Source organism: Klebsiella sp. BIGb0132, from assembly GCF_024810075.1.
Taxonomy (GTDB): domain Bacteria; phylum Pseudomonadota; class Gammaproteobacteria; order Enterobacterales; family Enterobacteriaceae; genus Klebsiella; species Klebsiella terrigena.
The window spans coordinates 85,925-106,625 of the sequence record NZ_JANUDW010000008.1; the positions used below are offsets into that span (position 1 = coordinate 85,925).

The following is a 20,701-nucleotide window of genomic DNA, read 5'->3' on the forward strand; positions in this document are numbered from 1 at the left end:
TGTACCAGGATGCGTCTCAAATCTTCGTCTCCTGTAGCGCTTTTGGCTTCGTTTTAGGCATGCCTATGAACACTTTGTTTTTGTAGGTCATAGCACGTTTTGTCCTTCTATCCCTTACTCACGATAGAAGAACATCAAAACAGGCTATCTTTTCCTCTCTTTATCCATCATCGCCTGCCGACGCTTGCGCCGTGCAAAGAAGTCATCAGCTGCGCTGTCGTACTCTTCCTTCGTAAACCCTTTCTGCTCAGGGTATTTAGCGATGAGCATTAGCTGAAACTCGGTCATAGTGAGCTGCCCGGCCTCTTCCTTGCTGATTCCAAAGTGGTTACGCGCTGCGATGATGTAATCTGGCGCCCGAAATTCGCTCGTAGTATCGCTGGTCTCATGCCGCTGCAGTTTACGCACCTTCGCTTTGCCGATAATGCCGTGCATGATGAGGCTTTGCGCCACGATAACCATTTCCTGTGCCGGCATAGCCCCTGGCCGCCATACAAATCCGCGTTTTCGTCCTTTACCTTTCTTCATCCAGCCAATCAGATCGCCAGTATCGTTATCACAACAGGCTGAAAGCACTGTATGCGCGGCCATTATCACTTTACGAGTAAGTAATCCGCTTTGGATGAATCGTGTGACGCAAACGGGGAAACGGTCATATTCATTATGCAGATAGGCCTCTACGGCACGCTGCAGGAATGGTGTAGCCTCATCGGTGTATAGGTCATGGAACACCTGAACTATTTCGCCAGGCTCACCAATTCTCGACATGGCTAACAGTGACGGGCGGAAGAAATAATCATTTCCCCCGGCGGAAATCAGGCATTCGCCAAACTCTTTAACTGGTGTCATCTTTCCCCCATAAACAAAATCAAGGGCAGAAACTCTGCCCTTTGGTTTGCCTACACGGTGACTGTTACGGTGTGGGTTGCAGTGAACGAGCCATCGTCTGTGGTTACCGTAATAACCGCGGTGCCGGCGGTCGCGCCGGACGGTGCGGATACGGTGACCGTATTGCCGGAAAACGCCACGGTCGCACGCGCTGGAACTGAAGATGACACGGTGAAAACTTTGTCATCAGCATCAGTTGGCGCAATCGTCACATCGAAGGTAGTACTCGCACCCGCAGCTATGGTGCTGGTAGTCGGAGCAACGGTCACACCAGTTACCGGGATGCCATCATCAGCTTCGGTGATCTGGAAGGTGTTGCCATCTGCCAGCTTGAACTCAAAGCTGTAGGTGACGATCTCCTTAACTCCGCCGCCATCACTGGTCCCGGTCGGAACCATATAGCCAATGTGGTAGTAATCACCCCAGTGGAATCGCATCCATACTGCTGGCTGACGACGCGCACGGACTTCGTCGACGATGTACTTAACAAATTGCTGAACGCCGAACTCGTCTGTGCGGTCCTTAACTCGAACCTCACCTTCAATGGAGTATGTAGGGTCCAGGCTGGCGATCAGGTTTGAGCTAAACCCACCGTTATCGGCATCGGACGTCAGCGCCTCTGGACTCAAATCCCATGTAGCTGTTGTCGGCAGGCCCATGAGCTTCCAGCCACCTTCCGCCGGAACCTGGTCAGCACATCCGTAAGCCAGTTCCAGAGTCTTAGCGCGACCGATCAGTTGTTCGTTATTGGAGCAGCCTTGCATCGTTGCTTACCTCACTTCAGATAATAAAAAAGGCCGCTCCAGGCGACCTTGTGTGATTTGGTTAGTGCTACCCGCCGAAGAGGCAGGCGAATTGCAGGCGCCACACCATGCGCCCTTCGGCAGTCATTACTGGCGACGGGATGCCGCCCAGGTTAGATATCTGTCCGAGGCAGCGATTTGTCATCGGGTTCTGCTTCACGTAGTCGATGATGGACTGCACATCGGTTTCTGATTTGGCGTAGTCACCAGAAGATTTCCCGGTGATCACATCAACCAGAACGTAGTAATCAGCTGCCATATCACGGTCTACTGCCGACCCGCCGTTGGGCCGGAACACGATGAACCGATCAGCCAGTTTTCCGGTATCGGTCCACGCCAGAGATTGAACGGTGTACCCAGCGGTTAGCCCGGCATCAACGAGGAAGTTGCGAACACGTTTATGCATGGGAGGGTTCACAGCGATAACTCCTTCTTGATAACCGCATCAATCGCATCGCGCTCTTCGTCAAATCCCTTCTTAAGGAATTGAGGTTCGCCATGCGGGGCCCAATAATTGCCCTTCCCTGTGCCTCCGCCAAATTCGGTACCGTCTCTCGTCTTTCCGAAATGAGCGCGCGGCTGTCCTTTTAACTTACCAGGCATATCGTGCACAAAAGCAGCGTAGTTGGCAGAGTATCCTACCCTTCCTGTAACTTTCGTGCCGTTGACATTAATTTCCCGGAACTGGCTATTCAGAAGCGTTGAAGTGTCAATGGGCGTGTAATATGCCGCCCTGGTGCTGCCTAAAATCAGTGCAGATTGTATGGCTCTGACAACCTTTCTCCCGCACACATCTTGAATGATACGCTCCAGATTCGCTTTGGCTTGCTCTACTCCCCGCACCTTCACGCCCATATCTATACTCCCGTCAGAATCGCAAAATCATCAGCAATGCGCTCGAACGTATCTGCATAGCGAATAACCTGTCGCACCTCATCGGCGCCGGCGGTAATCGGGTCGGCTTCAGCTGACTGACCAATCAGCAGATAATCACCTGCCGCTGCCAGCGCATATTCAGACCAGACGGTATTCTTCACGACGATTTCAGAACCGAGACTGCCGATACGCTTAGACAGGCCACCTTCATAATCACAGAGGATTGACTCAGGGGCCGAGAAGCCGAGCGAGTCACCGTATTCATCGTTACCGAGATTGCGCCAGATTGTCGCCGTCGCGGTGTAAGACCAGTTGGCTACCGATGACATACCTATTCCCTCCATCGCAGCACGATTGCGCCTGTAGCCTGTATGCGAGGGCAGTTAATCATCCACTGTCCCGCGCAGTTAACGTAAGCCGTGGTTTGTTCGCCGGTATCGGTCATGACCCACACCCGGGCGAACGTGCGCGGCAGCCGCTGCTGCACTGAAATCCAGGCCATCAGCAGCCACCAACGACCAGAAATAGGCCCACGCTGTTACCGGCGCTTATAGGCAGCTCACTGGTGCAGCCGCTGGTATCAAGCCGGGCCAGCGAGTCACGTAGCCAGGTAATCCCGTCCTCGCCGTAGTCGAACGAGCGCGACGCCCCTGATGGCGCCCCCTGCGATTTGATTCGCCGGGCACCGGAAGACGTCGCCATGAGCGCTGCGGCATACATCAGGATGAGTTTTGCGCTGCAGTCGTCATACCCCGCGCCGTCGAGGCACGGGATAATCTTGTTCACCATGCAAAGGATCGGGTCCAGCAGCGCGCCGGGAATGGCATAACCCAATTCACCGAGGAACGCCTGCACGTCTGCCGCCGTGATTGGGTCAGCCATGGTTATTTCGCCTTCTTCGATTTAGCGGCAGATTCATCCTGCTGCTCTGCCTGCTCTGCCTGCTCTGCCTGCTCTGCCTGCTCTGCAGAATCATCGCCCGGTGTCGCCACTTCCAGCACCTGATCGTCATCACTAATGATTTCAACCAGACCCGCGGCCGCCCAACGCTTAGCGACATCACCGCTTACCGAAACCTGCGCGCCAACCTCCAGCTTGCGGAGATTGACACCAGTGAACAGGTTGTTACCCGTTACTTTTACCAGTGCCATTCACTTCTCCTTAGCTGCTCGCGAAGAGCACGCCATGTTTCAGGTTGATATCCTGCTTAACCATCAGGCCCATCGCGCCCCAGGTACGCCAGATGTAATCGCTGTTGTAAAACTGACGTGGGTCAGCAACAGTGCCAACGGCCTGGCCGGTAACCGGCGCAATCACACCTGCAGCGAGAGGAACCACAAGGATCTGGTTTCCAGTCAACTGAGCATCTTCTTTCACGGCAGCGATACCGGAGAGCCTCAGGATTTCGTCCAGGACAGTTCGGGTCTTGTTCTGGGTGTCGAAGTACTGTTCCCAGTTCGACATAATTCCGCTGGAGACGTACCACGTCTGCTGGCCATACTGATAATTCTGAAGCTTCAGCACATCGCGAAGAGCGATAGCGCCTTTGCGCATAGCGTCAGGATCGGTGCTGGTTGCGAAGTTGATGTTCAAGCCGGAAGCGCCGAGATCGACTAGGCCAACACGGTCATCAGCCTTGAGACCTTTCCACGTTTTACCGTCAAAGGTCACGAAGTTGCCTTCAGAGTCGCGGAAGCCGTTGAACATGTAGTCCACGATCTTACGGCGGACATCATCGACTGAACCTCTTTGCGCGTCAGACAGTGATGCGAGAGCAGAACCCTTGTTGAAAATCGGGTCGCGCCAATGGAACTTAAAGCCTGAGTCATGCACCGGAACCATGGTGCCGTCGAAGGTATACGCGCGAGCATCCAGCGCCGCACCAATCTGGCCGGACATAGAAGTGTGCGCCCAGCCGCGACCGCCGGTACGAGCGTATTCGTACACCGACTCTTCGAGACGAACAGACCGTGACAACGGCATCAGATCGTTGAACAGAGTGAACTCAGTGTTCGGCTCAAACTGGGCCAGAACAGTTTGGTCATAAGCGCGGTACAAGCGGCGAATGTCATCTACCGCGTTCACGGCATCAATGTGCCCGTTATCGCCAAAGCGAGCGCGCGCGATGAAGTCGGCCACGGCTTGGGCACTCATGTTACGCGCCGTCTGCAGTTCACGGAACTGAGCCTGGTTGACTTCGAGGTTACCGGTGCGTTCACCGATAGAGCGAGAAAATACAAGCATTCAGGTGCTCCTTACTTGATAACGACGCGCAGCAGATCGCCGGCAACAACGGTGTACGCCTTGTCTTCTTCGACATATGCGCGAATTGACTCGCCAGTGGCATGAGCCTTAACCTGCCCGTTTGCGATAGACAGCGGCTGGCCTTTTTTGTAGGTTCCCGCCGCGGCACGCACGTTCAAGAACATGCCCTGCATCGGATGAATGCCCACTACCAGTTCGTTAATCGGGATGGCGTCATCAACTGTCTGGCAGCGGAGGTAGTCGAAATCAGCTACGTAGAGGATCGCCTCCTCATCGCCATCAACCGATGCTGTAAATTTACCAGCCGAGAAGAAGCCAACGATACCCGGCTTGGTAGCCGCCGCCGCCGCACCTTCGCGGTTGAGCAGCGGATTAGGGAATACGCCACCGGCGTGAATTACGTGCTTTCCATCTTTAGCCATTTTTTACTCCGGCATGTCGCTGAATGAATCGTTGTTATTGACCTGGCGGAATGCACCATTCAGGCCGGTAGAGGTCTGGCACTGAGCAAACAGGCCATCAAGGGCGGCACCGTCAAGAGCGTTTACAGCGAGGTCATCCAGGCCAAACTTCGCTTTAACAGCCACGCGCTTTTCGCCTTTCTCTTTGTCGGCGTTAGCGTTCAGGCTGTTAACGACGGTGTCCACGCGATCAGCGAGTTTCTGCGCCCAGGCAGGCATCTCTTCGTTATTGGCAGCCTGCTCTTTCTTCTTGGGCTTGCCGGTGGCGGGGTCGATTTCTTCTTCACCTGCTTTCTTAGCGGTGGCTTCATCGGCCTTCATCTGGTTGTAAGCATCCATCAGCTCGGCGTCGGACTTGCCTTCAGTCGGCTTACCAGCGGCCTGCAGCGCATTGATAATCAGTTCTTTCATCGGATCGTTCTCTCCGTTGGTTTTAATCTCGTACTCAATGGGTTTGCGCACGACTTCGAGTGGTTCGCCGACGAACACGGCTTTGCCGTCGTCATCGATGAGGTACTTCTGTTTGAAATATTTGGCTTCATCGCGGTAGATGAAGTTGTCTGGCCATACCGATTCGGGCCAGAGCCAGTTATCATCAGCACGACCTTCGCGAAGCTTGTCGCTGATAGCGCGCTGAATATCGTCGAAAGAGAAATTCGAGGCGTTGGTGAAGAAGAATCGGGTTTTGTTCAGCAGCCCTTCGCGGGTGCAGTCGGCGGCATCAGCCAGGCTTGCCACTTCGATCTGCTGCTCTTCACCTTCCGAGTTAACGAAGATCCCAACGCCTTCGCCTGGTGTTCCCGCGCCGGGCTCGTCGAGCAAGACAGCTGTATGGTCGAAAACCATGTTGGTGACAATTTCGTTGTACTTCTTACCCTTCGATTCGCCGTTGGCGGCTATGCCGGAATACAGCAGCCCGGTAGAGATATGAACAGGGTCCGTGTTGGTGCCGGCGGCCATCTCATCAAGTCGATTAACAAGGCGCTTGCCCTTCTCACTCGACTCCGCGTACTGGCGATCAACATACATATCACCACTGAGCTTTCCGTCTTTGTGGCTGACGTTCTGTAGCCATGCGCCGACATGGTAGTTATTCACCGCCCGGACATCGCGCGCGGAAACGTGCTTGCCGTCCACCTTCGGATGGCCCAGCGGCATTGGGTTACGCTCAAGCGTGTTGTAGGCCTTTTCGATTTCTGCTGCCGGGTACAACTTCCGGTTCATCACAATATCGTCCACGACAGGCGTGATGCCGCGAACCACGATATGTGGCTTGCCGTCGATGGTTTCAGTGGTGATGTTTGAAGCGGAGTTGACGACGGTCAGCACATTAACGCGGTTGCGTTTCATGCTGGGTCCTCAGTGGTGGATTTAGGGCAATAAAAAAAGCCGCCGTGGCGACCTGTTTTTACTCAGTTAGATTTATTTGAATTTAAGCTCAGTTTTAGCATCAAGAACTATCGCATCAATAAGATTTTGTGTGGCCCTGGCCATGTCATCGTACGCAACGAAATCAGGGTAGCCTTCTTCATAAACGCTGTAATCAGAATCTGACTCATTCTTAAAGAAGTTAGCCAGTAGCAGGCGAGTATTAGGGCTAAGGGAGATAGGTGCTATAGCGTAGAATCGATGAATTTGCGCGCTCACTTCATAAAACCTACGCCAGTCAAAATCGCCCTCTGGTTCCGGCATATTATTCCTTTGGGCTTTGTAGCATCTTTCGTAAAAATGATTTGCTTTTTTATATATAGCTTTGATTTCAAATAAATTATCAATTAACTGGTTATAGGATGAGTGTTTCTTCTCCCACCATTTCTCATGATAGAAGCGATTTAAAGCAAAGTTAGCAGTAAACCAGGCGGCAACAACTCCTGTTGTAATCGGAACAACAAGAGTTAGAAAAAAAGAGCCAACTTCTTGTGGGGTAATACTCATCAGCTTGATTCCATGAAAATTATGATGATGCTATTAAGCACTAATTGGAATCTGCTTTCCATTGATCACGCTCTTTCTCCAGCTTATTAGCTAACCCTTCGTTAAAAATGCTGCCTTCGTCATTAAGCAGCACCGGAATCTGGCTGCAATAGCAGTTGTACTGGTTGCCGTTCTCGGCGTAGAAGTTTCGCACCTGCTCGGTGGTGTAAACCCTGCCGTGACGGCTGGCATGCCAGCTGCGCGTCGTCGGCTTGAGCGCTGACAGCCACAGTAGACCGGTCTTCAGCCCCAGCCTGTCGGCCGCCCAGTCCGTTTCGTTCCATTGTGCCTGCCGCAGCGCGCCGACCTGCTCTGTCTGAGCGATAGTCTTCGCTCGTGACATCGAAACATCCAGGCGCTTACTGACGATACTGGCTGTTTCGCGGGGGTTAATGCCGCGGCCTATCGCGTCGGCAATTACGTTAGCGAGATCAGCGCGTGCGGCATCGCTTATCCCTTTCCAGTCGCTGTACGTACTGATGTAAGCGCTGGCGATCTGATTCTGATACGCCGGGCTGGACAGTAGTTGCTGCAGCGTCGTCTGGCTGGCGTATACCGGCGACTGTACCGACAGATTCGTGAAGGCCTGCTGCGTTCCTCGCTCATACTCTGCGGCGACATAATCCAGCGCCCAGAGGTTCTGGCTGCCTCCGTCCAGCAGAGCATCGTCCAGTATCGTTTGCACAATCTGAAGGAGGTCGGCCAGCTGCGCCGCCGTCATGTCGTAAATGTAGGTGCCGGCATTCACCTGATATAGCGAAGGCTCAGCACCTTCGTTATTGCACATCAACCATGACCGCTCGCCGTTAACCTCACGCTGCCGGCCAGTCAGCCGCTGGTCAAACAGCGATTTCAAACGGCGCTTAATACCCAGATACCGGCCTTCGGTATCCTGAAACATCTTGCTAACCGGCATGGCTGATTGCGTGGGGCGATGTGGTTAGCAACCCGCTAAAAGCTCAGCGACTGGCTGAAGAGCTGGAAATGAAAAGAGGTGCGCAATGAGCAAGCGATACTCCCTGATTTATGCCGATCCGCCCTGGTCGTACGGCAATACGATCAGCAACGGCGCCGCAGCAGACCACTACTCAACAATGCGGCTTATCGACCTTAAGCGCCTGCCTGTATGGGAGATTGCAGCTGAAAATGCAGTGCTGGCGATGTGGTACACCGGCACGCACAACCAGGAGGCAATCGAGCTGGCCGAAGCATGGGGCTTTACGGTTCGCACGATGAAGGGTTTCACCTGGGTAAAGCTGAATCAACTGGCCGAGCTACGCATTAACAAGAAGCTGGAAGGTGGAGATGTTGCCGACTTTTACGACTTCCTCGACCTGCTGAACGCCGAGACGAGAATGAACGGTGGTAACCACACCCGCGCCAATACCGAAGACGTGCTGATCGCCACCTGTGGCTCCGGACTGGAACGCATGAGCGCCAGCATCAAGCAGGTAGTTTACAGCCCGCTCGGCGCGCACAGCGAGAAGCCGTGGGAAGTGCGCCACCGCCTGGAATTGCTCTACGGCGACGTCCCGCGGATTGAGTTATTCAGTCGCAGCGCGGAACCAGGCTGGATCCACTGGGGCAATCAGTGCACCACCGCTTCCGTTGAGCTGATTCCCGGCTACGCCATCGACGTTGTGAAGACGGAGGCAGCATGAGCGCGGCAGCTTACTACAACGAAATCGATCCATTTGCGGCGCAGTGGCTGCGTAACCTCATCGCCGGCGGTCACATCGCCCCGGGCGAAGTTGACGAACGGAGTATTGAAGATGTCACACCTGACGACCTCAGAGGATTTACCCAGTGCCACTTTTTCGCCGGTATCGGCATCTGGTCCCATTCACTCCGCCTCGCCGGATGGCCTGACGATCGCCCAGTCTGGACTGGTTCCTGCCCGTGCCAGCCTTTCAGCGCGGCAGGCAAAGGCGATGGGTTTGCTGATGAGCGGCACCTTTGGCCCCACTTCTTCCATCTCATCAGCGATCTCAGACCTCAGCATGTCTTTGGCGAACAGGTTGCAGCTGGTAACGCAAATGCATGGTTCGACCTTGTACAAGCAGACCTGGAAGGAATGGATTACGCCTTCGGGCTTGTGCCGTTTACGTCAGCGAGCATCGGTGCTCCGCATATCAGAGAGCGGGCCTACTGGGTGGCCAACGCCACAGGTCAACTACATCACCAATGCAACAACGGTGCAAATGAGCTCGGACGGAAGGGGAACCCCGAACAAAATCGGATGGGCAGCGGCATTGGCGGGCTGGGTAACGCCAACGTCGCGCGACTGGAAGGACTCAGCGGGCATGACGGCGCAGCGAGAAGGGAAAGACAGACTGGACCAGTTGCCGCGCCAGGCGTTCATGACGGGCTGGCCGTCCCCGAAAGCAAGCGATGCGCAGAAAGGAGCCAGAACATTAGAGGGGGCGAAGATAGAGGCCGAGAGGCGAGGCTGGAACAACGAATTGGGCGTGACGGTTCATGCATGCGGCCCCTTGAGGTTAACGGTTTTTGGCGAGATGCGGACTGGCTCTTTTGTCGAGATGGCAAATGGCGTCCAGTTGAACCCGGCACATTCCCGCTGGTTGATGGGGCTGCCGCACGTATGGGACGAGTCAAGTCCGGGGTGGCAAGAGTGGCAAGCAGCAACCGTGTCGGCCGCCTGAAGGGCTACGGCAACGCCATAAACGCACAGGCTGCAGCAGCTTTCATTCGCGCTTATATGGAGGTCGCATGACGCCAGAAGAACAGGAAAACATCCTCCGCGCCCAGGCCCGTCGCTGCGCAGAAGAGCTCACTAAAGCGATGAGCGCAAAGCCTAAACCGAAGTGGAACGCTGTATGCCCCCCCCATCCTTCGCAAGCACTACGAGAAGGTCCGGCCTATGGGCGTCAGTCTGGTGAAATTTGTCAGTGTTATTGGCCGCATGAATGGGCGGTATGGAGTGGAATCATGAAAGAACGCGGAATGATTTTTAACGGGGAGATGGTGCGGGCTCTGCTGGATGGTCGGAAGACGCAGACGCGGCGGATTATGGTGCCACAGCCAGCAGACGACATTGAGCGTGGTGTTTTCCCTAACCCGGATGCAATTGGCTGGATATCCTCTCTTAAACACAAGCATGGAAGCACCACTGCTCATTTTTGCCCGCACGGCAAGCCAGGCGATCGCATCTGGGTGCGTGAAACATGGAATAAATATGGTGGACTCCTCACCTATCGCGCAGACCACGACTGGATTGATGAGATGCGCAAGGAAACAGTTTGCACTGCCAAGTGGGCACCATCAATCCACATGCCGCGCTGGGCCAGCCGCATTCTGCTGGAAATCACCGATGTGCGCGCTGAAAGGCTGAACGCTATCAGCGAAGAGGATGCCATGAGAGAGGGTATAGACGCCGATAGGCTGGCTGAATCTCAAGACAATTATGACTGCATCGCCGACCACAACATGACTGGCAGGCCAACCGCAATTGGGCACTTTAGCTACCTATGGGAATCAATCTACGGCGCCGAAAGCTGGAAGGCCAACCCGTGGGTTTGGGTGATCGAGTTCAAACGCATAGAAGGCGGTGCAGCATGAGCGCAGAAATCATTGATCAGGCCAACGAGCTGGCAGAGCGCCGGCTGGAAATGACCATCCAGAACATGCGCATCGACCATAACGCAGTTTCGGCTACTCATTGTGTGGATTGCGGGGAAGGAATACCAGAAAGGCGTCGGGAGGCAGTGGCGGGGTGTCAGCGCTGCGCGGAGTGTCAGGAAGTGGCTGAAGAACGCGGCAAGCATCGGAGGTGATTATGGGTGAAGTTGTTGTGATTGTTTCCCCCGGGAAATGGGTTGCTGAAGACCAGCTGATCGCCATGAAGGGAATCAAAAAGGGAACGCTAAAAAAGGCTCGTGAAAACACCTTTCTCGAAGGGAAGGAATATCGTCACGTGTCCTTCGACTGCGAACCCTGGGACAACAGCCCATGTTTTTACAACATTGATGAAATCGATATGTGGATCGAGAGACAGAAGCCGGCGAAACCACGAAAGCAATCTGTTTAAATACCCTTTCCTTTCAACCAACGAGGAATCGTTATGATCAAATACCCAACAGGGGTGGAAAACCACGGCGGCACGCTCCGCCTGTGGTTTATCTACCAGGGAGTCAGGGTAAGGGAAAGTCTTGGCGTACCAGATACGCCGAAAAACAGAAAGGTCGCCGGCGAATTGCGTACGTCTATCTGCTATGCAGTCAAAACAGGGGCTTTCAATTACCCCGCGCAATTCCCGCAATCGCCTAACCTGCGTAGATTTGGGTTCGCCCAACCAGGCGTGACATTGAAAATTCTTTCAGATCGATGGCTGGAGCTTAAGCGCATGGAGATAACGGAGAATGCGCACAATCGGTACGTCTCTTACATTAAAATATGCACTGAAATTCTCGGACCAGAGAAACCAGTAGGATCATTCAGTAACGAGGATGTACTGCTTGTGCGCAAAGAGCTGCTAACCGGCTTTCAAATCTGTGGCAAGCACCAGAAAAACCGATCAGCAAAAAGAGGGAGGACTGTCAGAACTGTGAACGTTTATCTGAATTGCTTTTCCCAGATGTTCAAGTTTGCTGAGATGAACGGATACATCGATAAGTCCCCATTTTCCGGGATAGCGCCGCTCAGGAAAAGCAAAGCTGATCCGGACCCGTTAACAAAAACCGAATATCGGAGAATGTTGGATGGTTGCCCGTCTGAGCAGATCCGTAATCTGTGGGTGCTGGCTATTAATACTGGCATGCGGCATGGCGAAATCTCGGCCCTTGCATGGGAAGATATCGACCTGAAAGAAGGCACGATAACCATCAGCCGGAACATCGCCATAAAAGGGCATTTCACGCCGCCCAAAACTGAAAGCGGTAACCGGGTTGTCAATCTGACAGAGCCAGCCATCCAGGCGCTGAAAAACCAGCTTGCGTACACACGCATGGGTAAGCAGCATCAGATTGACGTTCATCTGCGCGAGTTTGGCCGCGTTCGGGTGGATGCCTGCACTTTCGTTTTCGTACCGCGGCTGACCGCAAGAAATGGGATGGGTGGACACTGGTATGCGCCCGGGTCATTTGGCGCCACATGGAATGACATTCTCAAGCGAGCGGGGATCAGACATCGCCGCGCGTATGAGTCTCGTCATACTTACGCATGCTGGGCTCTGAGCGCCGGGGCAAACCCAAACTTTATTGCAGCTCAAATGGGCCACACTTCAGCCCAGATGGTTTACAACGTTTACGGCAAATGGATGAGCGATAACAACGTCGATCAGCTGAGCATTCTTAATGCTAATTTCTACGCCGATGCCCCACAGATGCCCCAGGCGATTTCCATGTAATGGAAAACACCTTATAAATCATACTTTCACTGCGCCCAGTCAGGCTTGTTTAAAATATGGTCCTGCCAGTCGTTAACGGTGGACTCTTTCACCGCGATATGGCGCACGGAAATGCGCTCGCCGTGCATCGCCGCCTTCGAGCCGGTCAGCAGCGGATGCCAGTGCGGCAGCGGCTGGCCTTCCGCCAGCAGGCGATAGGCGCAGGTCGGCGGCAGCCACTCAAAGGTCGGCAGATTGTCCCGCGTAAGCTTGATGCAATCCGGCTCATACTCAAAGCGCCGTTCATAGTTACGACACTGGCAGGTTTTAATATTCAACTGACGGCAGGCGACGTTAGTAAAATAGATTTCGTCAGTATCCTCATCCATCAGCTTATGCAGGCAGCACTGTCCGCAGCCGTCGCACAGTGATTCCCACTCCGCGTCGGTCATTTGCTCCAGCGTTTTGTGTTGCCAGAAGAGTTGTTCGCTCATAGGGATGTCCGTCATTGCAATTCAGGGTGCACCTTATAACCAGTCTGGCACGCCGATGCAAGTTTTGCCGCCTCTGAAGGCGGCAACAGGAGGTTACAGCACGCGGGTCGACAGGGAGAAACCGTTAAAACCGACTTCGAGCTCGTCGCCGCTATTCAGCGGGCCGACGCCTTCCGGGGTGCCGGTCAGCACCACATCGCCGGCCTTCAGCGTAAAGAAGCGCGACATGTAGGCAATCAGCGGCACAATTTTATGGATCATATCGGCAGTCGTGCCCTGCTGGCGGACCGCGCCGTTCACCTTCAGGCTCAGCGCGGTGCTCTGCGGGTCGCCGTGGAATTCGGCGGCGGGAATAAAACCGGAGATCGGGCAGGCGTTGTCGAACCCCTTGGCCTTCTCCCACGGCTGGCCGGCTTTTTTCAGCTTGCCCTGCAGATCGCGCAGGGTCAGATCCAGCGCCACGCCGTAGCCCGCGATCCCTTTGAGCACATGATCTTCGGTCGCCTGACGCAGCGTGCTGCCAATCAGCACCGCCAGCTCCACTTCGTGATGCACCGACCCCAGCCCTTCAGGAAGCACCAACGGCTGGCGGATATCGCACAACGCCGTCTCAGGTTTAATAAACAGCACCGGTTCTTCCGGCGTCGCACTGCCCATTTCCTTGATGTGGTTTGCATAGTTGCTGCCCACGCAAACGACTTTGCTTACCGCAAAATCCAGTAATGCTCCCTGCCAGTTATGATGTTGGTACATTATTTCCCCTTAGTGGGTGAATCAGAGTGATACCCTTTTCCTTCAGGCTGCTCCGGCGCGAACGACGTTCCCCTTCCGGCAGTCTGAATTATTTAAGGATTATTCCCCTGTTCCGCCAGATGCTTCTTGAGTAAATTCTCAGGCGGTGGAGGAATCTGCAGATAATAGCCCTGGTCGCTCAACGCCTGTTTTACTTTTTCCAGGTCAGCGCCGGCCAGTTTTTTACGCCCGTCGAGCGGCAGCAGCATGGTCATTTTCGGCGTGCCGAAGCTGCTCATTAATTCCGGGGGCACGCGTGAGAAATCGTCCTTTTTTTCGACATATAAATAGGTTTGCTCACGTTTAGTACTTCGATAGATCACACAAAACATAGTTTTACTCGGAATTAGACCCGTGGTCACTTGCCTCAATATATGAGTGACTATAACATGCCTTTTAGTCTTCGGAATATCACCGCACTTCGGCAGGTGATAAACAGCAAATTGAGTAAGGCCAGGATGTCAAATACGCCAATCGAACTTAAGGGCAGTAGCTTCACCTTATCTGTCGTTCATTTGCACGACGCAAATCCCGAGGTTATTCGTCAGGCGTTAGAAGACAAAATCGCCCAGGCCCCCGCTTTTTTACGTCACGCCCCGGTCGTTGTGAATATTAGCAGCATCGAAAATGTCGTCGACTGGCGCGCCATGCAGGAAGCCATCGCCACCACCGGTTTACGTATTATCGGCGTGAGCGGCTGCAAGGTCCCGCGGCTGAAAGCGGAAATCGACCGCACCGGGATCCCTTTACTGACGGAAGGGAAAGAAAAAATGCCTCGTCAGGCGCCGCCAGAACCGGTTGTCGCCCCACCAGTTGTTAATCAGATCACAAAAACGCGTTTGATTGACCTGCCGGTACGTTCCGGTCAGCGCATTTATGCACCACACTGTGATCTAATTGTTACAAACCATGTGAGTGCCGGTGCGGAACTTATCGCCGACGGTAATATCCATGTATATGGCACGATGCGAGGTCGCGCACTCGCAGGCGCAGGCGGCGACAGGGAAGCCCAAATATTTTGTTCACACCTCACGGCGGAACTGGTGTCCATCGCTGGGGAATACTGGCTGAGTGATAATATCCCGGCCGAATTTTATGGCAAAGCGGCGCGTCTGCGTCTGGGCGATAACGCTTTGACTATTCAACCGTTGAGTTAGTCCCTTTTTAACAAGGAATTTCTATGGCACGCATTATTGTTGTGACTTCGGGTAAAGGGGGCGTTGGCAAGACCACCTCCAGCGCGGCCATCGCTACTGGTTTGGCCCAGAAGGGAAAGAAGACCGTCGTTATCGACTTCGACATTGGCCTGCGTAACCTTGATCTGATCATGGGCTGCGAGCGCCGGGTGGTTTATGACTTCGTTAACGTTATTCAGGGTGACGCCACGCTGAACCAGGCGTTAATCAAAGATAAGCGCACCGAAAACCTCTACATCCTCCCCGCTTCCCAGACGCGTGATAAAGACGCGCTGACCCGCGAAGGCGTAGACAAGGTTCTTGAAGAACTGAAAAAAATGAATTTCGATTTTGTTGTCTGCGATTCCCCTGCAGGCATCGAAACCGGTGCGCTGATGGCGCTGTACTTCGCTGACGAAGCCATCATCACCACTAACCCGGAAGTCTCCTCCGTTCGTGACTCCGACCGCATCCTCGGTATTCTTGCGTCCAAATCCCGCCGTGCGGAAAATGGTGAAGAGCCGATTAAAGAGCACCTGCTGCTGACCCGCTACAACCCAGGTCGCGTCAATAAGGGCGACATGCTGAGCATGGAAGACGTACTGGAGATCCTGCGTATCAATCTGGTAGGCGTGATCCCGGAAGATCAGTCCGTGCTGCGCGCGTCGAACCAGGGTGAGCCGGTTATTCTGGATGATGCATCGGACGCAGGTAAGGCCTATGCCGATACCGTCGAACGTCTGCTCGGAGAAGAACGTCCTTTCCGCTTCATTGAAGAAGAGAAGAAAGGTTTCCTCAAACGCCTGTTCGGAGGATAAATTATGGCATTACTCGACTTTTTTCTCTCGCGGAAAAAGAACACGGCCAACATTGCGAAAGAGCGCCTGCAAATCATCGTTGCGGAGCGTCGTCGCGGCGATGCTGAACCGCATTACCTGCCGCAGCTACGAAAAGATATTCTGGAGGTCATCTGTAAGTACGTGCAGATCGATCCGGAAATGGTCAGCGTGCAGCTGGAGCAGCGAGACGGTGATATTTCGATTCTGGAGTTGAACGTGACTTTACCAGAACCGGAAGAGTCGAAATCCTGACGCTGGATGCGCCCGATAGCCTCGCGCCATCGGGCCAGCTTGTTGCATAGCCCGGAGATCTCCCGGGCTATTTGCCGTTGCTTTGCGCTGCCGTAACCTGGCGCGGATAATCGCTGAGCAGCGCCCGCAGGCGATCGGCCATCAGTTCGCTACGCCAGCCGGAAATCAGCTCCGGCAGCGCATTTCCGCTCTTCAACTGCCAGTGCCAGTTCAGCAGCTGGTTAATCTGCCTTCTGGACGCCAGCAGCTCGGCGCTCAGCCCCGTTTCGCTACTCACTTCCTGCACCAGCGCCTTAATCTCTTTGAAGACCTTGCGGTATCCCGGCATATCGATCAGGTTTTGCAGCGGCTCAGGCAACGCCTCTTCCGGCAGCTCCTGCGCCTTCGCCACCAGGCTTATCAGCGTTTTGCCGTGAAAACGAATTTCGCTGCCCGACAGCCCGAGGCTATCGAGCTCGCCGAGGCTGCCGGGCATATAGCGCGCCACGCTCCACAGATGCTCTTCACGCACGACGAAATTCACCGCCATGTCGCGATCGCGCGCTTTGCGCAGGCGCCACTCCGCCAGCAGCTGCAGGCAGCCGAGCTGGCGGGTGCGAAGCTGCCAGGCGTTGCCAATCTCGCGCCACGCCTGCGACGGGTCCTGTATTTCCTGGCGGCGCTGCTGCATCAGACGACATTCGTCCAGCGCAGCTGGCAGCCAGCCGGCGGCTTCGGTTTCAGCCATCAGCCTGATGGCGATGGGCAGCAGGTACCAGACGTCCGCCGCGGCATAGTCGCACTGGCGTTCGGTCAGCGGGCGGGCCAGCCAGTCGGTACGCGACTCGCTCTTATCCAGCGCCACGCCGGAGTACTCCTCGACCATCGAGGCAAAGCCCCATGACATCGGGCGCCCGCAGAAGGCCGCCAGAATTTGGGTGTCAATCAGCGGCTGCGGCATCAGGCTGAAGGTGTTGAGGAACACTTCCAGATCTTCACTGCCGGCGTGGAGGTATTTGGTGACGTTTTGATTCAGCAGCAGTTCACGCATCGGTGCCCAATCGGTGATTTCCAGCGGATCGATGAGCGAAACCTGCTCGCCATCAAACAGCTGCAGCAGTCCCAGCTGTGGATAATAGGTACGGGTGCGGACAAATTCCGTATCCAGCGCAACCGCAGCTGCCGCGCTTGCCGCTTCACAGACGGCGCGAAGCCCGTCGTTGGTGGTAATCATCTGATAGTTCAAATCATGCTCTCTTAACTGGCGCCCATAAAAAACGCCGGCTTAGCCGGCGTCTGGCGATTCACTCTTAGCTCAGGCTTTATTGTCTACTTTAGCGCGAGCTTCGTCACGAAGTTCTCGCCGTAAAATTTTCCCGACGTTCGATTTTGGCAGTTCATCACGAAACTCAACCAGCTTGGGGACCTTATAGCCCGTCAGCTGGCGGCGGCAGAAGGTGATCAGCGCCTCTTCCGTCAGAGCCGCATCTTTCTTCACGACAAAAATCTTCACCGCTTCGCCGCTGCTGCCGGACGGTACGCCGACCGCCGCCACTTCCTGAACACCGGAGTGCTGCATCACCACGTCTTCAATTTCGTTGGGGTAGACGTTAAATCCGGAAACCAGAATCATATCTTTCTTACGATCGACAATCCGCAGGAAACCATCGTCGTCCATCACTGCGATATCGCCGGTGTGCAGCCAGCCGTCTTTGATGATTTCAGCGGTGGCGTCCGGACGCTGCCAGTAACCCAGCATTACCTGCGGGCCTTTCACGCACAGCTCGCCCGGCTCGCCCGGGGCGACTTCGTTATCGTCATCGTCCACCAGCTTCGCTTCGGTCGACGGCACCGGAAGCCCGATGCTTCCGCTGTGGTAGTCAATATCATGCGGGTTAACGCTAACCAGCGGCGCGCACTCGGTGAGGCCGTAACCCTCCAGCAGATACTGTCCGGTGAGCTTCACCCAGCGTTCGGCCACCACCTGCTGAACCGGCATCCCGCCGCCGGCGGAGAGGTGCAGCGTGGAGAAGTCGAGCTGCTGAAACTCTTTGTTATTCAGCAGCGCGTTAAACAGGGTATTGACCCCGGTCATCGCGGTAAACGGATATTTAGCCAGCTCCTTCACCAGTCCCGGAATATCCCGCGGGTTGGTAATCAGCAGGTTCTGCCCGCCAAGCTCGATAAACAGCAGGCAGTTCATGGTCAGCGCAAAAATGTGGTACAGCGGTAAAGCCGTCACCACCAGCTCTTTGCCCCGGTGCAGCAGCGGCCCGTAGGTGGCGTTGACCTGCTCAAGGTTGGCCAGCATATTGCGATGGGTCAGCATGGCCCCTTTCGCTACGCCGGTCGTCCCGCCGGTGTACTGCAGGAACGCCAGGTCTTCACAGACGATTTCCGGTTTGACGTACTGCATCCGGTAGCCGTGCTGCAGCGCGCTGCGAAACGAAATGGCGTCGGGCAGATGATATTTCGGCACCAGCCGCTTGATATACTTGACGACGAAGTTAACCAGGGTCCCTTTCGCCGTCGACAGCTGATCGCCCATTCGCGTCAGGATAACGTGCCTGACCTGGGTTTTATCGACCACCTTCTCGAGGGTATGCGCAAAGTTTGAGACGATCACAATCGCCGCAGCGCCGCTGTCGTTAAGCTGATGCTCAAGCTCGCGCGGCGTGTACAGCGGGTTGACGTTAACCACGATCATCCCGGCGCGCAGGATGCCGAACAGCGCGATGGGGTACTGCAGCAGGTTAGGCATCATCAGCGCCACGCGGTCGCCCTTTTGCAGACCCAGGCCCTGCTGAAGGTAAACGGCGAAGGCGCGGCTGCGCTCCTCCAGCTTACGATAGGTCATCACCTCGCCCATGTTGATAAACGCCGGCTGGTCGGCATAGCGCGTGGCGGCGTGTTCAAACAATTCAACCAGGGATTGATAGCGGTCAGGATTTATCTCCGCAGGAACATCGGCGGGATAACGGTTTAGCCAAACCTTTTTCACTGCATCACCTCTGAAATAGTTATTCGTCGTCATCACAGCCCCTGATCAACAAACATTCTGTTAACATTATATTAACTCAGCGTACCAGTTTATTAATTAGGCGTTTTGCAGGTTGCGAAGCGCGTCACTATTTATTTTTCTTATCAGACCAAAAATGACGAAACAGCGGACAGGCCGCTGTTTCTTTTAGCTTTCAAATAGCTTATAAAAACCGCAAAATCATTCGGTTACCACATTTCTTACTTCCGCTGGACCCGGGTTATACCAGCCCATTCCACCGTAGCCCCAGCCGCCATAACCGTAGCCGTAGCGCCACGGACGCGGGCCGACCATCCACGGGTCAATCGGCTGCGGCGGCATAACCACCTGCTGCACAACGTTCCAGCGCTTATAGCCGGTGGCATTCATCTGCATAAATTTGTACGGTGTGCCGCCAACCTTACCGTCGACAACGCCGGTAATCGGGCCAACTACCGTCACCAGGTGACCGCGGAAGTCGACCGGGTCGAGGAAGCCATTAACGTCGGCGAGGATACGCCCGCGCGAAGGCTCGCCCAGCTCGGGACGAGCGGCGCTGTCCAGCGGCACCGTGGCAATTTCTAAGCGGGTTTTGCCCTGCTGATTGGTGATGTTGACCACTTTGCCGCCAAAGCGAGCTTCCTGGCCAACGTACAGCTGCGGTGCGGCCATAACCCGCACTAAATCCTGCTGCGGCGTCGGGGTAGAGCCTTTGATGGCATCCGGTACCGAAACGCAGCCACTTAACGCGGCGGCAGCGGCGCCCGCCAACAGCCAACGTACTACTTTAGTTTGACCCGCCATGATGCGACTCCTTCTCTCAGTCTTATGCTTACTGAGATTCATCCACGGCCAGGAAGTTTCTTCCAGGCCACGTTGTTACGCAAATAAACCGGCTCGGCGTGCTCGACGGCAACGGTTTTGCCAACCGAAAGCAGATGGCAGGCCAGCGGCAGCATGTCTTCCGCTGCCGGCAGCTCAATTTCGCCGTGGGTTAAGGTCAGCGAGGAGTCCTTCGCCAGATCGGGCCATGCCGGCCAGCCGGTGCCAACCGTTGCCCAGCTTCCCTCCAGCTGCTGCAAACGCTCGCTGACGGCCTCCGGCTTGAGGACCGCTTCGGTCTCTTCGCCGTGCCAGACGCCCCGTTCGTCGCGCTGATATTCCGCCCAGTAAACCTCGCCCATGCGGGCATCAATGGCGGCCAGCACGCGGGTGGCGCCGGTTTTACGCCATGCGCCCTGCGCCATGGTGGCCAGCGTAGAAACGCCGATCATCGGCAGTTCGGCGCCGAGCGCCAGGCCCTGCGCAATGCCGATGCCGATGCGCACGCCGGTAAAGCTACCCGGGCCGCGGCCGAACGCCAGCGCATCCAGGTCGGTCAGCAGGACGTTGCTTTCGTTAAGGACATCCTGCACCAGAGGCAGAATACGTTGCGTATGTTCACGGGGGCAGATTTCAAAATGAGCACAAAGGGTGCCATCATTCCACAGCGCCGCGGAGCAGGCCTCCGTGGCGGTATCGATAGCTAAAATTCGCATGG

At 55.1% G+C, this 20,701-nt stretch carries 28 protein-coding genes and 2 pseudogenes; 11 read left to right on the top strand and 19 right to left on the bottom strand.

The window, feature by feature from the left end:
- Positions 1-144 precede the first annotated feature (144 nt).
- The 12 genes from M2416_RS20055 to M2416_RS20110 all read right to left on the bottom strand — a co-directional run bounded on the left by M2416_RS20055 (position 145) and on the right by M2416_RS20110 (position 8,168).
- Positions 145-849 carry a DUF6246 family protein gene (locus tag M2416_RS20055; RefSeq protein WP_259226404.1) on the bottom strand — a complete coding sequence of 235 codons (705 nt, stop codon included), beginning with the start codon at positions 847-849 and terminating at the stop codon, positions 145-147.
- A gap of 50 nt (positions 850-899) precedes the next feature.
- On the bottom strand, positions 900-1,652 hold the full coding sequence (locus M2416_RS20060; RefSeq protein ID WP_259226405.1) for an Ig-like domain-containing protein: 753 nt from the start codon (positions 1,650-1,652) through the stop codon (positions 900-902).
- A 67-nt stretch (positions 1,653-1,719) separates the two neighbouring features.
- A complete protein-coding gene (locus M2416_RS20065) occupies positions 1,720-2,109 on the bottom strand; it encodes a phage tail termination protein (RefSeq protein WP_259226406.1) in 390 nt (129 codons plus the stop codon).
- On the bottom strand, positions 2,106-2,546 hold the full coding sequence (locus tag M2416_RS20070) for an HK97 gp10 family phage protein (protein WP_259226407.1): 441 nt from the start codon (positions 2,544-2,546) through the stop codon (positions 2,106-2,108). Before M2416_RS20070 ends, M2416_RS20065 begins: the two co-directional genes overlap by 4 nt.
- Before the next feature lie 2 nt (positions 2,547-2,548).
- A complete protein-coding gene (locus M2416_RS20075) occupies positions 2,549-2,896 on the bottom strand; it encodes a hypothetical protein (RefSeq protein ID WP_259226408.1) in 348 nt (115 codons plus the stop codon).
- 172 nt (positions 2,897-3,068) lie between these two features.
- Entirely contained in the window at positions 3,069-3,449 is a 381-nt protein-coding gene (locus tag M2416_RS20080; RefSeq protein ID WP_159874011.1) for a DUF7370 family protein, read from the bottom strand.
- Between the two features lie 2 nt (positions 3,450-3,451).
- A complete protein-coding gene (locus M2416_RS20085) occupies positions 3,452-3,718 on the bottom strand; it encodes a hypothetical protein (RefSeq protein WP_259226409.1) in 267 nt (88 codons plus the stop codon).
- A gap of 10 nt (positions 3,719-3,728) precedes the next feature.
- Positions 3,729-4,811: a major capsid protein gene (locus M2416_RS20090; protein ID WP_259226410.1), complete on the bottom strand. Its 1,083-nt coding sequence runs from the start codon at positions 4,809-4,811 to the stop codon at positions 3,729-3,731.
- A gap of 11 nt (positions 4,812-4,822) precedes the next feature.
- Positions 4,823-5,254 (bottom strand): hypothetical protein, encoded by a 432-nt coding sequence (locus tag M2416_RS20095; RefSeq protein ID WP_032688532.1) that lies wholly within the window; start codon positions 5,252-5,254, stop codon positions 4,823-4,825.
- Between the two features lie 3 nt (positions 5,255-5,257).
- Complete coding sequence (locus M2416_RS20100) at positions 5,258-6,643, bottom strand: DUF2213 domain-containing protein (RefSeq protein ID WP_259226411.1); 1,386 nt, start codon at positions 6,641-6,643, stop codon at positions 5,258-5,260.
- A gap of 72 nt (positions 6,644-6,715) precedes the next feature.
- Positions 6,716-7,228: a hypothetical protein gene (locus tag M2416_RS20105; RefSeq protein WP_259226412.1), complete on the bottom strand. Its 513-nt coding sequence runs from the start codon at positions 7,226-7,228 to the stop codon at positions 6,716-6,718.
- A gap of 40 nt (positions 7,229-7,268) precedes the next feature.
- Positions 7,269-8,168 carry a phage minor head protein gene (locus tag M2416_RS20110; protein ID WP_259226413.1) on the bottom strand — a complete coding sequence of 300 codons (900 nt, stop codon included), beginning with the start codon at positions 8,166-8,168 and terminating at the stop codon, positions 7,269-7,271.
- Between the two features lie 14 nt (positions 8,169-8,182).
- On the opposite strand from M2416_RS20110, the pseudogene M2416_RS20115 reads away from it, so the two are divergent.
- The 8 genes and pseudogenes from M2416_RS20115 to M2416_RS20150 form a co-directional block, all read left to right on the top strand.
- Positions 8,183-8,272: pseudogene (locus tag M2416_RS20115) on the top strand (DUF1317 family protein); the annotation flags it as partial.
- The gene (locus M2416_RS20120) at positions 8,269-8,928 is read left to right on the top strand and encodes an MT-A70 family methyltransferase (RefSeq protein WP_259226414.1); all 660 of its coding nucleotides are present in this window, start codon (positions 8,269-8,271) and stop codon (positions 8,926-8,928) included. The pseudogene M2416_RS20115 and the gene M2416_RS20120, both read left to right, overlap by 4 nt.
- The gene (locus tag M2416_RS20125; protein WP_259226415.1) at positions 8,925-10,001 is read left to right on the top strand and encodes a DNA cytosine methyltransferase; all 1,077 of its coding nucleotides are present in this window, start codon (positions 8,925-8,927) and stop codon (positions 9,999-10,001) included. The genes M2416_RS20120 and M2416_RS20125 overlap by 4 nt, the downstream gene beginning before the upstream one ends.
- Positions 9,998-10,220: pseudogene (locus tag M2416_RS20130) on the top strand (hypothetical protein). Before M2416_RS20125 ends, M2416_RS20130 begins: the two are co-directional and overlap by 4 nt.
- Positions 10,217-10,846 carry an ASCH domain-containing protein gene (locus M2416_RS20135; RefSeq protein WP_259226416.1) on the top strand — a complete coding sequence of 210 codons (630 nt, stop codon included), beginning with the start codon at positions 10,217-10,219 and terminating at the stop codon, positions 10,844-10,846. Before M2416_RS20130 ends, M2416_RS20135 begins: the two are co-directional and overlap by 4 nt.
- Positions 10,843-11,061, top strand: coding sequence for a TraR/DksA family transcriptional regulator (locus M2416_RS20140; protein ID WP_259226417.1), 219 nt, complete (start codon positions 10,843-10,845; stop codon positions 11,059-11,061). Before M2416_RS20135 ends, M2416_RS20140 begins: the two co-directional genes overlap by 4 nt.
- A gap of 2 nt (positions 11,062-11,063) precedes the next feature.
- The gene (gene xisR / locus M2416_RS20145) at positions 11,064-11,315 is read left to right on the top strand and encodes an excisionase family protein (RefSeq protein ID WP_154144727.1); all 252 of its coding nucleotides are present in this window, start codon (positions 11,064-11,066) and stop codon (positions 11,313-11,315) included.
- Positions 11,316-11,348: 33 nt separating this feature from the next.
- A complete protein-coding gene (locus M2416_RS20150; RefSeq protein WP_259226418.1) occupies positions 11,349-12,632 on the top strand; it encodes a site-specific integrase in 1,284 nt (427 codons plus the stop codon).
- A gap of 26 nt (positions 12,633-12,658) precedes the next feature.
- Here the strand turns inward: M2416_RS20150 and M2416_RS20155 are convergent, their stop codons facing one another.
- The 3 genes from M2416_RS20155 to M2416_RS20165 form a co-directional block, all read right to left on the bottom strand.
- The gene (locus tag M2416_RS20155; protein ID WP_041146176.1) at positions 12,659-13,105 is read right to left on the bottom strand and encodes a YcgN family cysteine cluster protein; all 447 of its coding nucleotides are present in this window, start codon (positions 13,103-13,105) and stop codon (positions 12,659-12,661) included.
- 93 nt (positions 13,106-13,198) lie between these two features.
- Positions 13,199-13,858 carry a fumarylacetoacetate hydrolase family protein gene (locus tag M2416_RS20160; protein WP_259226419.1) on the bottom strand — a complete coding sequence of 220 codons (660 nt, stop codon included), beginning with the start codon at positions 13,856-13,858 and terminating at the stop codon, positions 13,199-13,201.
- 92 nt (positions 13,859-13,950) lie between these two features.
- Positions 13,951-14,229: a YcgL domain-containing protein gene (locus tag M2416_RS20165; protein ID WP_076947364.1), complete on the bottom strand. Its 279-nt coding sequence runs from the start codon at positions 14,227-14,229 to the stop codon at positions 13,951-13,953.
- Between the two features lie 126 nt (positions 14,230-14,355).
- On the opposite strand from M2416_RS20165, the gene minC reads away from it, so the two are divergent.
- Genes minC through minE form a run of 3 tightly spaced genes read left to right on the top strand, consistent with a single transcriptional unit; the run spans position 14,356 to position 16,163 of the window.
- Positions 14,356-15,054, top strand: a complete 699-nt coding sequence (gene minC, locus M2416_RS20170; RefSeq protein WP_128877851.1) for a septum site-determining protein MinC — start codon at positions 14,356-14,358, stop codon at positions 15,052-15,054.
- A 23-nt stretch (positions 15,055-15,077) separates the two neighbouring features.
- On the top strand, positions 15,078-15,890 hold the full coding sequence (gene minD / locus M2416_RS20175; protein WP_041146180.1) for a septum site-determining protein MinD: 813 nt from the start codon (positions 15,078-15,080) through the stop codon (positions 15,888-15,890).
- A 3-nt stretch (positions 15,891-15,893) separates the two neighbouring features.
- The gene (gene minE / locus M2416_RS20180; RefSeq protein WP_041146181.1) at positions 15,894-16,163 is read left to right on the top strand and encodes a cell division topological specificity factor MinE; all 270 of its coding nucleotides are present in this window, start codon (positions 15,894-15,896) and stop codon (positions 16,161-16,163) included.
- Positions 16,164-16,230: 67 nt separating this feature from the next.
- Here the strand turns inward: minE and rnd are convergent, their stop codons facing one another.
- The 4 genes from rnd to tsaB form a co-directional block, all read right to left on the bottom strand.
- Positions 16,231-17,376 (bottom strand): ribonuclease D, encoded by a 1,146-nt coding sequence (gene rnd / locus M2416_RS20185; protein WP_259226488.1) that lies wholly within the window; start codon positions 17,374-17,376, stop codon positions 16,231-16,233.
- An 81-nt stretch (positions 17,377-17,457) separates the two neighbouring features.
- Positions 17,458-19,143 carry a long-chain-fatty-acid--CoA ligase FadD gene (fadD, locus tag M2416_RS20190; RefSeq protein ID WP_259226420.1) on the bottom strand — a complete coding sequence of 562 codons (1,686 nt, stop codon included), beginning with the start codon at positions 19,141-19,143 and terminating at the stop codon, positions 17,458-17,460.
- Positions 19,144-19,362: 219 nt separating this feature from the next.
- A complete protein-coding gene (locus M2416_RS20195) occupies positions 19,363-19,965 on the bottom strand; it encodes a Slp family lipoprotein (protein WP_159235723.1) in 603 nt (200 codons plus the stop codon).
- 38 nt (positions 19,966-20,003) lie between these two features.
- On the bottom strand, positions 20,004-20,699 hold the full coding sequence (gene tsaB, locus M2416_RS20200) for a tRNA (adenosine(37)-N6)-threonylcarbamoyltransferase complex dimerization subunit type 1 TsaB (protein WP_259226421.1): 696 nt from the start codon (positions 20,697-20,699) through the stop codon (positions 20,004-20,006).
- Positions 20,700-20,701 lie beyond the last annotated feature (2 nt).